Here is a 13,410-nt window from a genome sequence, read left to right on the forward strand (position 1 = left end):
ATTAGGGATTGCTGCGGCCGAGGCCGTAGGTCAGCGCTAAGGCTCCGACGAGCACGGCGCCCTTGACGAAATCCTGGGTGTAATAGGGAGCATTCAGCATGGTGAGACCGTTCAGCAGCACGCCGACGAAGACGGCGCCGGCAATGGTGCCGAGCACGTTTGGACGCCGCAGGTTGAAGACGGCGAAACCGATCAGCGCGGCGGCGACCGAATCCATCAGCAGCGAACCTCCGGAGGAGACATCGCCACGCCCGACGCGGGCGGCGATGACGATGCCGCCCAGCGCCGCCAGCGTGCCAGAAATGACATAGGCGAGCGTCTTCAGCCGGACTGTCGACGCGCCGGCAAGCCGGGTCGCGACCTCGTTGCCGCCGGTCGCAAACAGCAATCGGCCGATGCGGGTGCGTTCAGTGAGAATGAAGAGTGCGACGGCGACCACCGCCATCAGCACCACGGAAACGGGCAGGGTGCCGAGGATGCTGTAGCGGCCGATCAGCAGAAAGGCCGGGTCGTAGGCGCCGGTCGCCTTCGAGCCGTCAGGCAGGGTAAGGCCGGCCGAAATCGATCGGCCGGCGGTCGGGATCAGCTGCAGGCCGGAAAGCAGAAACATCATCGCCAGCGTCGCCAAGAGATCAGGCACCTTCAGGCGCACGATGAGGAAGGCGTTGACGAGGCCGATCAGGGCGCCAAAGGCGAGCACCAGCGGCACCGTCGAATAGGCATCAAGGTGCCAGACGATCATCGCGTAACTCGCTGCCATCACGCTCGATGCGGCGACCGCGCCGATCGACAGGTCGAAACCGCCGACGGCCAACGTGACGGTGACGCCGGCGCCGAGAATGGCGACGACGGACACCGCCTGCAGGATGCTCATCAGATTGGCGATATTGATGAAGGCGGGTTGGGCGATGGTGAAGCCGACGACGAGCAGTGCCAGCAGGATGAACACCGCGCCCGCCCGGAGGAAGGCCCCGAGGGCTGCGAGACGACCGCTATCAGCTTGCGGCGATGCCTTCGGCCGGGCGCTTGCCTGTGGAAGAGTGTCGTCGTCGATCGTCGTCATACGGATATTCCTTGGATGGCGGAGGCAAGAGGGGCCCCGTCTGCCGCAGGCCTCAACACGTGGCGGTCGATGACGAGGATGCGGTCGGCCACCTCATAGGCCTCCTCCGGATCGGAGGTCGCGATCAGCGTCGCCCTGTCGGTGCGGGCGCGAATTGCCCGGATGATGTCGTGGCGGGCGCCGACGTCGACGCCCTGGAAGGGCTCGTCGAGCAGCAGCAGCCGGCTCGGTTCCGCCTCCCAGCGGGCGATCACCGCCTTCTGCTGGTTGCCGCCGGACAGCGACCAGACCGAGGCGAGTGGACCCGCAGCCTTGATCCCGAGACGGGCGATTGCCTGTTCGGCCTCGCGTCGTTCACGGCCGCCGACCAGGAAACCGTGCGGATACCATTTGCCAAGATGCGGCAGACTGATGGTTGCCGACAGCGAATGGCCGGGCCATGCCGGTGGCATCAGCGAGGAACGATGACGGTCTTCGGCCGCCATCGCCACGCCTGCGGCGATCGCCTCGGCCGGGCTTTTCGGCCGATAGGGCCGGCCACCGAGGAACATTGTCCCACCGGCAAGCGCCGTCACGCCGAAGATCGCCTGGAGCAACCGGCTCTTGCCGGCGCCGAGCACGCCTGTTACCGCCACCACCTCGCCCTCATACAATGAAAGATCGAAGGAAGCGGCTTCAGGGAGCAGGCTGATATCACGCATCTCCAAAATCGCCGCACCGGTCGCAGGCCGCGCATCCGGCCGGGCCGCATCCAGTCTGCGGCCGATCATCGTCTCGATGGCGGTCGAAAAATCGATCGGCCGCGAGAAAGTGCCGACGACGCGGCCGCCGCGCATGACCAGCGCGCGGTCGGCGATGGCTTCGAGATCGGCGGTACGGTGCGAGATATAGAGGATTGCCAGGCCCCGCTTGCGAAGCTTCAGCAGAATATCGAAGAGGCGGCGGCTTTCTTCTCCGGAAAGGCTCGCCGTCGGCTCGTCGAGGATGAGGAGATCTGCACGGTTGGCAAGCGCCCGGGCGATCGCCACCAGTTGCCGGTCGGCGCTGGTGAGCTCGCCGAAATCACGCTCCAGCGGCAGGCTGAAGCCGGCGGCATCGAGCATTGTCTGCGCGGCGCGACGGATGCCGGCGCGCGAGACGAAGAAGGGCGTGCTGCGATCGGCGAACCGGTTGAGCAGCAGCGCATCGGCAACCGTCAGGCCGGCGGCGCCGACCAGGTCTGTCGACTGATGCACCGTCACGACGCCAGCCTTCGCCGCTTCGGCCGGGCTGCGCGGCGCAAAGGGGCGACCGTCGAGACTGACCGTGCCGCCATCGGCCGGAAGCACGCCGGAAAGAATCTTCACCAGCGTCGATTTGCCCGCGCCGTTTGCACCCATCAGCGCCACGATCTCACCGCGCTCCATCGACAGATCAGCACCGGCAAGCGCCCGCGTCGACCCGAAACTGCGGGTGATGTTTTCAATGTGAAGAAGCGGCATCAATAGTGTCCGGGGCTGCATTCGAAGCCGGAGTGTGCCCTGTCCGGGCGGTCGAACTCCAGGCACGCCTTTCCCTCACAAACTGTCCTCGGGAAACAAAGAGTCTCCCGCAGCCCGTAAAATCGGATCATTTACTCTACTAAAAACATAGAGATTATATCTAAATAATCCGACGCGTCGCGAGGGCTGTCAGACCTGTCAGACGACGCTTTCGTTTGCTAGAAGGAACGCGACGATGAAATCCCTCGCACGGCTCGCACTGTCTGCCGCCGTCATTCCGTTCATTTTCATTCAAGCCGCCAAAGCCGACGGCCTGTCCGGCGCTCCGGCCCCCTTCGATAAGGGCGGCGTCAAGGTGGCTCTGATCAGCTACATCTCGGCCGGCGATTTCTTCCAGGCCTACCAGGCCGGTGCGGAAGCCCAGGCCAAGGCGCTGGATATCGACCTGCGCGTCTTCCCCGGACGGCAGGACGCCGCCGAGCAGCGCGAGCAGATCCTGCAGGCGATCAATCTCGGCGTCTCCGGCATCGTCATAGACCACGGCCTGCCGGAATCGCTCGGCGACGTCGTGCAGCAGGCGCTCGACAAGGGCATCAAGGTCGTGGCCTTCGACGTCAACCTCAACAACCCCAAGATCCCGCAGGTGGAGCAGAGCGATCACGAGCTCGCCTCTCTTGCGCTCGAACAGGTGGTGAAGGACAACGGCAAAGACTTCAACGCCGGTTATGTCTATGTCGCGGGCTTTGCGCCGCTCGACCGCCGCAACGAGGTCTGGGACAAGTTCAAGTCGGAGAATAAGGGCGTGGTCGAAAAGGCCCGTTTCGGCAATGTCAGCGACACGACGGCGACCTCGACCGCCGACCAGGCGAAGGCCGCGCTCACCGCCAATCCCAATATATCGGTTGTTTTTGCCCCCTATGACGAATTCGCCCGCGGTGTGAAGCTCGCGGCCAACGACCTCGGCATAGCAAAGAAGCTGAAGATCTATTCGGCCGACGTCTCGACGGCCGATATCCAGGAAATCACCGAGGAGGGCAGCCCCTGGGTTGCGACCGTCGCCACCAACCCCGCCGTCGTCGGCGCCGTTTCCATACGTGCCGCCGCCCTGGAGATCGCCGGCCAGACGGTTCCCCGTCAGATTACCGTGAAGCCGACGCTTCTGACGCAGGAGAGCCTGCGCGCGGCCGGCGTCAAGACGATCGAGGAACTGGCTGCGAAGATCCCCGCCTTCAGCACGAGCGATGCGGCGACCGCGAGCTGGATCCCGGACAAGCTTTTCTGAGGAGGTCACCCTCATCCTTCCGGTGGGAGCGTCAAGCTCCCGCCGGATCCCCTTTTGGAGAATTGGAGTTTCGCGCATGAGCCAGTCCAATGTCGTCTTCGCGGTGAGCCGCAATCCGACGCGAGAAGACCTCTTTGCCCGTGCCGAGGAGATCTCTGCCGATCTTTCCGGGCGCGCCGCAGACCTCGACCGCGAAGGCCGCCCGCCGCTTGCCGAGATCATCAAGCTGAAAAATGCCGGGCTGCTCAATGCGCTGCATCCCACGCAAATCGGCGGCGGTGGCCTCGATTGGGTCGACGGGCTGAGGCTGGTGCGCATCCTCGCCCGTGGCGAGAGCTCGATTGGCCAGCTGCTCGGCTACCACTATGTCAACAGCCAGTATATCTATTAGGCCCTCGATGCCGCACGCGCCCATGCGCTGGGCAGCGATACGGTCGCCAGGAACCTCTATTGGGGTGCGGCCGTCAATCCGCGCGATACCGGGCTGGTGCTCACCCGCCGCGGCAACGGCTATGTGCTGAACGGGCGCAAGTCCTTCTCCACCGCGGCGCGGGTCTCCGACTATATCAATGCCAATGCGACGCTCGACGACAAGATCGCCGGCTTCGCCGTGCCGACCAATCGCCCCGGCTACGTCGCCAATGACGACTGGGACAATATCGGCCAGCGCCTCTCCGACAGCGGCAGCGTCGAGTTCCGCGACTTCCCCGTCTACGAGGAGGATTTCGTCGGCGCGCCGGCCGCACCTGATGTGGCGCCGCCTGTATTGTCGACCTTCAACACGCCGTTCATCCAGCTGGTCTTCGTCAATTTCTATCTCGGTACCGCCGAAGGCGCTCTGCAGGCGGCCGTCGATTACGTCAGAACCACCACCCGGCCGTGGATCACGTCAGGTGTCGAGCGGGCGGCGGATGATCCATATATCCTCGAACGCGTCGGCGAATTCACCGCCGCGCTGAAGGCCTCGGCGGCCCTTGCCGACAGCGCGGCATCAGCCGTGCAGGCGGGCCTTGCCCGCGGCCGCGACGTCACCGCGCGCGAGCGCGGCGAGGCGGCGGCGGAAGCCTATACCGCCAAGGTCCACGCCACCCATGTCTCGCTCGACATTACCTCGCGCGTCTTCGAGCTGACAGGCGCGCGCTCGACGGCCGACAAATACCGCTTCGACCGCTTCTGGCGCAATGTCCGTACCCACACGCTGCACGATCCCGTTTTCTACAAGGCGAAGGAAGTTGGCGAATTCGTGCTGAACGACAGGATACCGGAAGTCAGCCTCTATAGCTGAGGCGGCCGCGCTGTGATCGAAAGTGAAAAACCCCACTGCCGGCACCGGCGGTGGGGTTTTCGTTTAGCAGCAACGAAAATTTCAGAGCGCGCCGTTTTTCGGCGGCGTAACGCCGTTCAGATGGTAGTTGCCGACGACGTGATATTTCCAGCGCACGGGATCGTGCAGCGTATGGGTGCGGGCATTGCGCCAGTGGCGGTCGAGGTTGAGGCCGGCCTGCACCGACGAGGTTCCGGCAAGCTCGAAGAGCGTGTTTGAGGCCTCGATCGCCACTTCGGTGGTCAGCACCTTGGCGGCGGCAACCGCAAGCGTCGCCGCGACCACCTTTTCCTCCGTCGTCTCGACCTGCGCGGCATCGACCTTGTGGCCTGCGCGCTCGACAAGAGCCGTTGCGGCTTCCAGGCGGATGGCGATCTGGCCGACCTTGGCGATCGTCAGCGGATCGTCTGAGGCGCGGTCAAGGCCGCTATCCATCCACGGGCGCGATTTCGTCCTGATGAAATCAAGCGTTTCGGCAAAGGCTGCCCGTGCGATACCGAGATCGACGCCGGCATGGATGATCTGACCGACGGAGCCAATCGTCGTCGGCCGTTCAAAACCTTTGTGGTGGAAGACCACGGAATCGGCGCTGACATAGACATTGTCGAGGATGGTCGTGCCGCTGCCGGTGGTGCGCTGGCCGAAGCCGTCCCAGTCGTCGACGATCTCGACGCCGTCGGTGCCCTTCGGCACGAAGGCCATGGTCAGCCGATCCTCCGGATCGAGCGCAAAGATGGTGATCCAGTCGGCGAAAAGGACGCCGGTCGAATAGAATTTGCGGCCATTGATCCGGTAACCCGGCCCGTCGCGGGTGATGCGCGTATTGTAGTGGCCGACCGTCTTCGTGCCGCGCTCGGAAAGCGCATTGCCGAAACGATCGCCGGCCAGCACCCGGCCGAAGAAATAACGCTGCTGCTCCTCGCCACCGTCGGTTCTGAGCGCCTCGAGAATATAGAAATGGTTCTGCGGGATCTGGCCGATCGAACCATCCGCCTCGGACAGGATCGCGGTGATCTCGGCAAGCACGGCGTTGGAGACGTCGAGCCCGCCATATTGCGCAGGCACGGTGATCGCCAGAAGGCCGGACTGGGCGAGAAGATCGAGTTCGGAAAACGGCAGGATCCGGTCGGCGTCGCGCTCGGCTGCGCGTGCGGCAAATTGCGCCGCCAGTCTGCGGGCGGTGGCGATCGCCTCGTCATCGCTGCCGATACGGTCGGCCACGGGCCGGATCTGATCTGCTTGCCTCAGCACGGTGTTCATCGATGTCTCCAATTCTGACGAGCCTATCGGTGAAAGAAATTAAGCGTCGAGATAAGAGCACAAATTCTATAGATGCGATGGAAAATGAAAAGTGTTTGCTTATCAGGCTTAGACCGCCGCGATTAGTGTCGCGGTCCGGCACTCGTCCGACGAAGTCGCCTGGGAAGCGATGAAATTCCTGCCCAGAACTGGCGCTCCCGGTCTCGTTTTGACGACGGCGACCTCCTACGTAACCGATGTCAGGTGCGTCACCGCGCCGGTTGCAGAAAGAACGCCCAATGCGGGGCAGGGCGACCGCCTTGCCCGATCCATGAGGAAAATCATGACCCGTTCACGGCAGTTGCGCCTCGGCGCCTTCATGCGTCCCGTCAGCCTGCATACCGGCGCCTGGCGCTATCCCGGTTCTTATCCCGACGCCAATTTTAATTTCGCCCATCTGAAATCCTTCGCGCAGGCGCTGGAACGGGCGAAATTCGACGCCTTCTTCATGGCCGATCATCTTGCCGTGCTCAACATGCCGGTCGAGGCGCTCAGGCGCAGCCACACCGTTACCTCCTTCGAGCCCTTCACATTGCTATCAGCGCTGGCAGGGGTGACTGAGCGCATCGGCCTTGTCGCCACGGCCTCCACCACCTTCGACGAGCCCTATCACATCGCCCGGCGGTTCGCCTCGCTCGACCATATCAGCGGCGGCCGCGCCGGGTGGAACATCGTCACGACCTCGAACCCCGACGCCGCTCTCAATTTCGGCCTCGACGAACATGTGGAGCATGGCGAGCGGTATCATCGCGCCCGGGAATTCTACGATGTCGTCACCGGGCTCTGGGACAGCTTCGCCGACGATGCCTTCATGCGCGACCGGGAAAGCGGTCTGTTCTTCGATCCGGCGAAGATGCATGTGCTGAACCACAAGGGTGACGAACTCAGCGTGCGTGGGCCGCTCAATATCGCCCGGCCGCCGCAGGGTTGGCCCGTCATCGTCCAGGCCGGCCAGTCGGACCCCGGTCGCCAGCTTGCCGCTGAGACCGCCGAGATGGTCTTCTGTTCGCCGCGCGATCTGGCCGCCGGCAAGGCGCTTTATGCCGATATCAAAGGCCGCATGGAAGCCATCGGCCGCAACCGCGACCATCTGAAGATCCTGCCCGCCGCCTTCGTCATCGTCGGCGACAGCATCGAGGAGGCCCGCGCCAAACGCGCCACGCTCGACAGCCTGGTGCATTACGACAGCGCTATCGCCTCGCTTTCGATCGCGCTCGGCCATGACGCTTCGGGCTTCGATCCCGACGCACCGCTACCATCAGATATTCCCGACACCAATGCCAGCAAGACCGGCCGCGCCCAGGTGCTGAAACTTGCCGCGGAAGAAAATCTGACGGTGCGGCAGCTGGCGCAGCGTTATGGCGGCTATGCCGGCCTTGCCTTCGTAGGCACGCCGGCAAGTATCGCCGACGACATGGAGCGCTGGCTGGACGAGGAAGGCTCGGACGGATTCAACGTCGTCTTTCCCTATCTGCCGCAGGGTCTCCTCGACGTCACCGAACGGTTGGTTCCCGAGCTTCAGCGCCGCGGCCTGTTCCGCAGCGAATACGAAGGCACGACACTGCGCGAGCATCTCGGATTGCCGCGGCCGGAGAACCGGTTCTTTGCTGCTGGTGCTTAGGTTTGCAGGCCGGCAAAGCGCCAGGGATCGATGCATTCGATCCCGAGCGGGATGAAATGCGCGACATTGCGCGTAACCAGTTTCAGCTCGTGCTCCAGCGCGGTGGCGGCGATCATCGCATCGGCGGAGGGGCGCTTGTCCGGGGTCGGCAGCAGGCCGGCCCGGCTTGCCGTTGCGGCATCGAAGGGCAGGATGCGTTCGGCGAATTCGGCAAGCACGATCTCATCCATCCAGCGGCGGAGATCCTCGGCGAAACCAGGATCCTTTGCCCGCTCGCGCTGGATGCCGAACTGGATTTCCATAATGGTGATCGCCGAGAGATAGGCATCGGCGACCGAAAACTCCTTCATGAAGTTCTGGAATTCCGCCGCCTGCCGTTCGACCCTTCGCGCAGCAGAGATGACATTCGTGTCGAGCAGAAATGCCATTAGAACTCGACGGTCCTGTTGTCGAAGTTCAGCCGCTCAGGTTCGAACTCTCTTTCATCGGCCCCCGGATCGCGCAGGGCCGCAAAAAGGGTCTTGGGCGCCTTCCAGTTCGCCTGGAATTCGGCATAGCTGACAAGCACGTAGGCTGCCTCACCGTGATCGGTGATCACGAGTGGCTGCTCGCTCGCCTCCTTCTTCGCTTTGCTCGGATTCTGATTGAAGGCGGCACTGGTCATGAAGGACATTTTCATCGAAATCATCCATACTACATTTGTTAAGAAATATACTACATCCGGCTCGATTTACAAGATCGCCGAAATGGACGGCCTCGCTTTCTGCTTTCCGGAAGCAAGCCGATCGCGCTCAGGCCATGACCCCAACCCGAAACGCGTCGCTTTCGCCCGCCATCAGTTCGAGCGGCCAGATAATGTTGCGCCCGTCGCCTGGATAAAACTCTCGATAGACCGGCATGTTGGCGAGAAGCATCCGGCCGAGTTCGACGCCGAGATCGTAGAGCGACATGCGAAAGCAGCTGAGCGAGGGCTGCAGGAACCGTGCGCGCGGAGCGTCGCGGAAGCCGATCACCGCAAGGTCGCGGCCGGGCATGACGCCCGATTCCATCAGGCAGCGATAAAGGCCGATCGCCATCAGCTCGTAGATCAGGATCACCGCCGTCGGCCGTTCTTCGAGGAGCAGCAGCTCGTGAGCCGCCTGATAGCCGCCCTGTTCACTCGACTTGACGCGGATGACGAGCGAGGGGTCGAAGGGAATATCGTGCCGCTCGAGCGCGCGGCGATAGCTTTCGATAAAGAGATAGCCGAGGTTGGCCTCGCTCGACGGCGCAGTGATTGCGATCCGGCGATGTCCCAGCGCGATCAACCGCTCGACGGCATGGTCGGCCACGCCCTCGAAATCGAGATCGATCCAGGGAAAATTGCTGGCCGAAAGGCTGCGGCCGAGCGCGACGAAGGGGATCTTCGCCCGCGACAGAAAGTCGATGCGCCGATCGACGCGCTGCGTGTCCGAGATGATCATCGCATCGACGATGCGCCGCGCCACCATCCGCTTCAGATATTCGTGCGGGTCCTCGTCGCTCGGGCAGGGCAACATGATGAGGTCGAGCTTGTGGCGGGCAAGGACGCTCTGCAGGCCGCTGGTGACGCCGAGGAAGAAGTTGTCGGCGTTCTCGACCGTTTCCTTGCTGGATTCGATCATCAGCCCGATGACCTTCGTCTCCCCCTGCCTCAGGCTCCGCCCAGACTGGTTGGCGACGTAGCCGAGTTCGTCGGCCGCCGCCAGCACCCGCCGGCGGGTTTCCTCATTGACATCGGGCTTGCCGTTCAGCGCACGGGACACCGTGCCGATCGAGATATCCAGGTATTCGGCAAGCTGGCGAATCCCCTTCATCGGCCGCGTTTTTCTTTCAGTCTGCAATTTCGCATTTCGCCTCTATTGACACGGTAAAATGTTTCCGTTTACAGTCGTAAACGTTTACGGAGTGCGTGTCATCAGGAGTTGGCGCCATTCCCTCGGAGGAAATCGTGAAATTCAGTGCCATTCTGTGCGGGTGCGGAGCTATGTCCAAAGGTTGGTTGCGAGCCATCGCTTCCAACCCTCTGCTGGCCGACTCCATCACCATCGTCGGCCTTGTCGACCTGAACCGGGAGACGGCGGAAAAGCTTGCCGCGGAGTTCGGCCTTGATGGCGCCGTCATCGGTTCGGACCTGTCCGACGTCATCACGGCCACGAAGGCCGACCTGGTCTTCGACATCGTCATTCCGGCTGCGCGCTACGACGTCGTTTCGACGGCACTCAAGGCCGGCTGCCATGTGCTCAGCGAAAAGCCGATGGCCGCCTCGCTTGCCGAGGGCGCTGCGCTGGTCAATCTTGCCGCCGAGACCGGCCGCATCCACGCCGTCATCCAGAACCGTCGCTTCATATCAGGCGTCAGGCGCCTGCGTCGTTTCGTCGACAGCGGCGCGATCGGCGACCTCACAGGCATCCATTGCGACTTCTTCCTGGCACCGCATTTCGGCGGCTTCCGCGAAGAGATGGACAACGTCCTGCTTCTCGACATGGCGATCCACACCTTCGATGCGGCGCGCTACGTTGCCGACAGGAAGCCGCTCGCCGTCTATTGTGTCGAGCGCAATCCAAAGGGTTCGTGGTACCGGCACGGCGCCTCGGCCAACGCCATTTTCGAATTTTCCGACGACATCGTGTTCACCTATCGCGGCTCCTGGTGCGCCGAGGGCGAGCGCACCAGCTGGGAGAGCCAGTGGCGTCTCGTCGGTTCGAAGGGAATGCTCACCTGGGATGGCGAAGAGAGTTTCAAGGCGACTGTTGCCGGCGAAGAGCCCGGCCTTTTGCACGGCTCTGTCGCCGTAAACGTTCCCGGTCCGGAACATGACGAGGAAACCCATGGCCACGCCAGCGTCATCGCCGACTTCATCGCTGCGATCGGCACCGGCAAACAGCCCGAGACGGTCAATTCCGACAATATCAGAAGCCTTGCCATGGTCTTCGGCGCAATCGAAAGCGCCAAGACGGGCAGGCGCGTCGAAATTTCAGCATAGGATGAAGTGACGTGAGCAACCCTGCAAAATCCATTCGTATCGGTACCATGGTCAGCGGCAACAAGGGCGATGCCGCAACCCGCATCGGCGAGATCGCCGACATGGGCTTCGAAAGCTTCGAACCCTTCTTCTGGCAGACGACCAAAGGCCAGGATCTTGCCGAACTCGGCAAGCGCTGCCTCGATGCGATCGGCGACCGCGACATCACCATCTCGACGCTCGGCATGTTCGGCAATCCGCTTGAAGAGACCGCAATCGACCTTGAGACGCTGCAAGGCTGGAAGCACTGCATCGACAATGCTCATCACTTCGGCGCCACCTGCGTTGCCGGCTTCACCGGGCGCATCCGCGGCAAGCCGCTGACCGACAGCCTGCCTCGCTACAAGCAGATCTGGAGCGAGCTTGCCAAGCGCGCCGCCGACAAGGGCGTCAAAATCGCTTTCGAGAATTGCGCCATGGACGGCAACTGGGCGACCGGCGACTGGAATATCGCCCATAATCCCGATGCCTGGGAACTGATCTTCAACGAGACGCCGGATGACAATATCGGGCTGGAGTGGGAACCGTGCCATCAGATGGTCTATCTGATCGACCCTTTGCCGCAGATCCGCAAATGGGCGCACAAGTTCTTCCATGTCCACGGCAAGGACGCGACCATTCGCTGGGAGGTCATCAAGGAACACGGCATCTTCGGCAAGGAGAAGTTCGTCTTCATGCGCACGCCGGGCTTCGGCGACAGCAACTGGACCGACATCATTTCCGAGCTGCGCCTTGCCGGCTGGTCCGGCTCGATCGACATCGAAGGCTGGCACGACCCGGTCTATCGCGACGAACTCGAAATGACTGGCCAGGCCCACGGGCTCAACTATCTAAGGAAATGCCGGGGCGGAGATTTCATTGTTGATCCCTGATCAACCGCCTAAGGTGGGCGCCGCCGGGCTGGGAGGCCCGGGGGGCGCCATGACTGACTAACGTGGTCTTTTCGCGGCGCAGCCGCTTTTTTGGGAGGAAAGCATGAAAAGAATTGCAAGACTTGCGCTAGCACTCGGCACGGCGATGCTGATGACATCGGTCGGCCATGCCGAACAGAAGACCTTCAAGATCTGGTGGTTCGAGGAGCCGACCACGGCTCAGGGCATTGTCTGGAAGAAAGCGCTCGAGGAGTTCAAGGCGAAACATCCGGACATCAACGTCAGCTTCGAGCAGAAGACCTTTCAGCAGTTGCAGGCCTCAGGCGGCATGATCCTCAATTCCGACCAGGCCCCCGACGTGCTCGAGTACAACAAGGGCAATGCGACCGCTGGCTTGGTTGCAAGCCAGGGATTACTGACCAATCTGGATGACTATGTGAAGAAGGAAGGTTGGGACAAGATCCTTAACGAAGGCGATTTTGTCCTTAGCCGTTATGACGAAAAGGGCATCTATGGCTCCGGCCCTGTTTGGGGCGTATCGGTCTTCGGCGAATATGTTTCGTGCTTCTACAATATTGACATGTTCGAAAAGGCAGGCCTCAAGCCGCCGACGACGCTCGAAGAGTGGGTCGCTGACATGGAAGCATTCAAGCAGAAGGGTCTCACGCCCCTCGCGCTCGGCGCCATCGACACCAGTGGCCAGCACTTGCTAGCCTCTCTCGCCTATACCAAGGCCGATGACGCCTGGGTCCAGAATTATCAGGGTTTGAAGGCTCCCCTCGACGGCGCGCCCTACCTCTATGCGGCGCAGACATTGCTCGACTGGGTCACAAAGGGCTATATCAACAAGGACTCCACGGGCATGAAGGACCCGGATGCGGCTCTGCTCTTCACCTCCGGCAAGGCGCCGATGTACGTCTCGGGCACTTGGAATCTCGGTACCTTCGCCTCGACCATCAAGGACTTCAAGTGGGGTCAGTTCGTCATTCCGACGCCGAAATATTCGGTCGGCTCGACAGGCAATCTCTGGGTCGTTCCCAAGGGTAGCAAGAATCCCGATCTCGCCGCCGAGTGGATCAGCCTGACCTTGTCGCCGAAATACCAAGCTGAACTCGGCAATGCCGGCGGCGTGCCGATCGCCGCTGATCTTTCCGTCATCACCAACCCCATTGGTAAGAACGCCGCAGCGGTTTTCAAGCAGATCTCTGACAAAAGCGGCCTCGGTTTCTATCCTGACTGGCCGGTTCCCGGCTACTACGACGTGCTCAACCAGAAAGACACCGGTCTTTTCCAGGGCAGTCTTACTGCGGAGCAGTTCGTCGAACAGATCAAGCAGGTTTACGACGACACGCAGGAAAATCAGTAGCGCGACCTTGAACGATGGGCTGCGCCGAAGGCGCAGCCCAGCATGGGAGGCTGAAGGAA

General features: G+C 62.2%; 11 protein-coding genes and 1 pseudogene. 6 read left to right on the forward strand and 6 right to left on the reverse strand.

All coding sequences use genetic code 11. The annotated features are described in order from the left end of the window. Position 1: 1 nt before the first annotated feature. Positions 2-1,063 carry an ABC transporter permease gene (locus tag ACD590_RS33210; protein WP_168278620.1) on the reverse strand — a complete coding sequence of 354 codons (1,062 nt, stop codon included), beginning with the start codon at positions 1,061-1,063 and terminating at the stop codon, positions 2-4. Further along, on the reverse strand, positions 1,060-2,544 hold the full coding sequence (locus ACD590_RS33215; RefSeq protein WP_439004266.1) for a sugar ABC transporter ATP-binding protein: 1,485 nt from the start codon (positions 2,542-2,544) through the stop codon (positions 1,060-1,062). Before ACD590_RS33215 ends, ACD590_RS33210 begins: the two co-directional genes overlap by 4 nt. A 235-nt stretch (positions 2,545-2,779) precedes the next feature. On the opposite strand from ACD590_RS33215, the gene ACD590_RS33220 reads away from it, so the two are divergent. Both ACD590_RS33220 and ACD590_RS33225 read left to right on the forward strand, forming a co-directional pair. Next, entirely contained in the window at positions 2,780-3,826 is a 1,047-nt protein-coding gene (locus ACD590_RS33220; protein ID WP_439004267.1) for a substrate-binding domain-containing protein, read from the forward strand. 76 nt (positions 3,827-3,902) lie between these two features. After that, positions 3,903-5,111: pseudogene (locus tag ACD590_RS33225) on the forward strand (acyl-CoA dehydrogenase family protein). An 81-nt stretch (positions 5,112-5,192) separates the two neighbouring features. Here ACD590_RS33225 and ACD590_RS33230 read toward each other — a convergent pair. Further along, positions 5,193-6,410 (reverse strand): SfnB family sulfur acquisition oxidoreductase, encoded by a 1,218-nt coding sequence (locus ACD590_RS33230; protein WP_168278626.1) that lies wholly within the window; start codon positions 6,408-6,410, stop codon positions 5,193-5,195. 322 nt (positions 6,411-6,732) lie between these two features. Between ACD590_RS33230 and ACD590_RS33235 the strand changes: the two genes are divergently transcribed. Next, positions 6,733-8,070, forward strand: coding sequence for an LLM class flavin-dependent oxidoreductase (locus tag ACD590_RS33235; RefSeq protein ID WP_439004269.1), 1,338 nt, complete (start codon positions 6,733-6,735; stop codon positions 8,068-8,070). Here the strand turns inward: ACD590_RS33235 and ACD590_RS33240 are convergent. The 3 genes from ACD590_RS33240 to ACD590_RS33250 form a co-directional block, all read right to left on the reverse strand. Continuing rightward, on the reverse strand, positions 8,067-8,498 hold the full coding sequence (locus ACD590_RS33240; RefSeq protein ID WP_018246984.1) for a type II toxin-antitoxin system VapC family toxin: 432 nt from the start codon (positions 8,496-8,498) through the stop codon (positions 8,067-8,069). The genes ACD590_RS33235 and ACD590_RS33240 overlap by 4 nt on opposite strands. Then, positions 8,498-8,758 carry a type II toxin-antitoxin system Phd/YefM family antitoxin gene (locus ACD590_RS33245; protein ID WP_018246983.1) on the reverse strand — a complete coding sequence of 87 codons (261 nt, stop codon included), beginning with the start codon at positions 8,756-8,758 and terminating at the stop codon, positions 8,498-8,500. The genes ACD590_RS33240 and ACD590_RS33245 overlap by 1 nt, the downstream gene beginning before the upstream one ends. Before the next feature lie 103 nt (positions 8,759-8,861). Continuing rightward, positions 8,862-9,905 (reverse strand): substrate-binding domain-containing protein, encoded by a 1,044-nt coding sequence (locus ACD590_RS33250; protein ID WP_247265070.1) that lies wholly within the window; start codon positions 9,903-9,905, stop codon positions 8,862-8,864. A 134-nt stretch (positions 9,906-10,039) separates the two neighbouring features. Here ACD590_RS33250 and ACD590_RS33255 point away from each other — a divergent pair, with 134 nt between their 5' ends. The 3 genes from ACD590_RS33255 (at position 10,040) to ACD590_RS33265 (ending at position 13,351) form a co-directional block, all read left to right on the forward strand. Continuing rightward, positions 10,040-11,074 (forward strand): Gfo/Idh/MocA family protein, encoded by a 1,035-nt coding sequence (locus ACD590_RS33255; RefSeq protein WP_168278630.1) that lies wholly within the window; start codon positions 10,040-10,042, stop codon positions 11,072-11,074. A gap of 11 nt (positions 11,075-11,085) precedes the next feature. Next, positions 11,086-11,985, forward strand: coding sequence for a sugar phosphate isomerase/epimerase family protein (locus ACD590_RS33260; protein WP_247265069.1), 900 nt, complete (start codon positions 11,086-11,088; stop codon positions 11,983-11,985). A 103-nt stretch (positions 11,986-12,088) separates the two neighbouring features. After that, positions 12,089-13,351, forward strand: coding sequence for an ABC transporter substrate-binding protein (locus ACD590_RS33265; protein ID WP_130654171.1), 1,263 nt, complete (start codon positions 12,089-12,091; stop codon positions 13,349-13,351). Positions 13,352-13,410: the final 59 nt, after the last annotated feature.

The sequence above is a fragment of the Rhizobium sp. 862_C5_N1_2 genome, from assembly GCF_051811205.1.
GTDB classification, from domain to species: Bacteria; Pseudomonadota; Alphaproteobacteria; order Rhizobiales; family Rhizobiaceae; genus Rhizobium; species Rhizobium leguminosarum.